This window comes from Hydrogenophaga sp. (assembly GCF_018780385.1).
GTDB lineage: Bacteria > Pseudomonadota > Gammaproteobacteria > Burkholderiales > Burkholderiaceae_C > Hydrogenophaga.
This window is the reverse complement of sequence record NZ_JADMJO010000144.1, coordinates 1-1,604: the sequence shown is the minus strand read 5'-3', so window position 1 is coordinate 1,604 and position 1,604 is coordinate 1. Positions and strand designations below refer to the sequence as shown.

Genomic DNA, 1,604 nt, shown 5'->3' with positions numbered 1-1,604 from the left:
CGGTGATGATGATGTCTTTCATGCGGTCGGTGATGCGGAAAAACCCTTCCTCATCCACCACGCCCACATCGCCCGTGTGCAGCCAACCCTCACCGTCGATGGTCTCGGCGGTCTTCTCGGGCAGGTTGAGGTAGCCCATGAACACGTTGGGCCCGCGCACCAATATTTCCCCAGTCACCGGGTCGAGCTTCACCTCGTTGTAGCTGGCGGCCGGGCCGATGCTGCCGGGCTTCATGCGCTGAGCCGGAATGCCGGTGGAGGCGCCGCAGGTCTCCGTCATGCCCCACACCTCCAGCATGGGCACGCCCAGCGCCAGGTACCAGCGCACCAGCTCGGGCGAAATGGGCGCCGCACCCGTGACGAGAAAGCGCGCCCTGTGAATGCCGATGAGCTTGCGTACGTTGTTGAGCACCAGCGTGCGCGCCACATGAAACTGCAGGCGCAGCCCGCCGGGCACGGGCTGGCCGGCCATCACCAGATCGGCCACCTGCTGGCCCACGCCAATGGCCCAGCCGTACGCGGCCTGTTGAATCTTGCCGGCTTCTTTCAGGGTGATCATCACGCCCGAATAAAACTTTTCCCAAACGCGCGGCACGGCGGTGAACACCGTGGGCGCGATCTCGCGCACGTTCTCCGGCACGGTTTCGGGGTTCTCCACGAAGTTGAGTTTGGCCCCTGTGTAGAGCGAAAAATACTCGCCACCCATGCGCTCGGCAATGTGGCACAGCGGCAGGAAACACATGCACTCGTCGTTCTGGTCGCGGGCAATCAGTGTGTTGTAGCCGCGCACGGTGTAGACGAGGCCCTTGTGCGAATGCATGGCGCCCTTGGGCCGGCCGGTGGTGCCCGAGGTGTAGACCAATATCGCCAGCTCGTCGGGCTGGCAGGCGGCCACTCGGGCTTCGAGCATGCCGGGGTGTTGCAGCAGATGGGCACGGCCCAGCTCGCGCAGCTGGTCCAGGCTGATCACCTGCGGGTCGTTGAGTTCGCGCAGACCTTCCATGTCCTCCACGATGATCTTGCGCAGCTGCGGCAGGTGGTCGCGTACCTCCAGAGCCTTGTCGAGCTGTTCGTCGTTCTCCACAAAGAGCACGGTGGTGCCCGAGTCAGCGCAGAGGTACTGCACCTGCTCGGCCGCGTCGGTGGGGTAGATGCCGTTGGAGACACCGCCCGCGCTCAGCACGGCCAGGTCGCACAGCACCCATTCGATGGTGGTGTTGGAGAGGATGGACGCGGTCTCGCGCGCCTCGAAGCCGATGGCGAGCAAGCCATGGGCGATCTCGCGCACGGCGTCTCCGGTCTGGTTCCAGCTCCAGCTGCGCCAGATGCCGAACTCCTTCTGCCGCATCCACACGTTTGGCCCGCGCGCCTTCACGCCGTTCCAGAACAGGGCCGGAATGGTGTCGCCTTCCAGCACCACCTTGGTTTGCGGCTGGATGCCGGAGAGGTCCCAGAGGTTGCTCATGGTTTGTATCTCAACGTTGATCGCCAACACACCGTTCGGGCTGAGCCACAGCTCCGTTCGCCCTGAGCCTGTCGAAGGGCTCTTGCGATGGTGTGGGTGAGGGCTTCGACAGGCTCAGCCCGAACGGAGGGGAGCTCAG

At 64.4% G+C, this 1,604-nt stretch carries 1 protein-coding gene; it reads right to left on the bottom strand.

What is annotated here, in order from left to right; translation table 11 throughout:
• Positions 1-1,465, bottom strand: a 1,465-nt coding sequence (locus IV113_RS25020) for an AMP-binding protein (protein ID WP_291090989.1), incomplete at its 3' end; no start/stop codon positions are given.
• Positions 1,466-1,604: the final 139 nt, after the last annotated feature.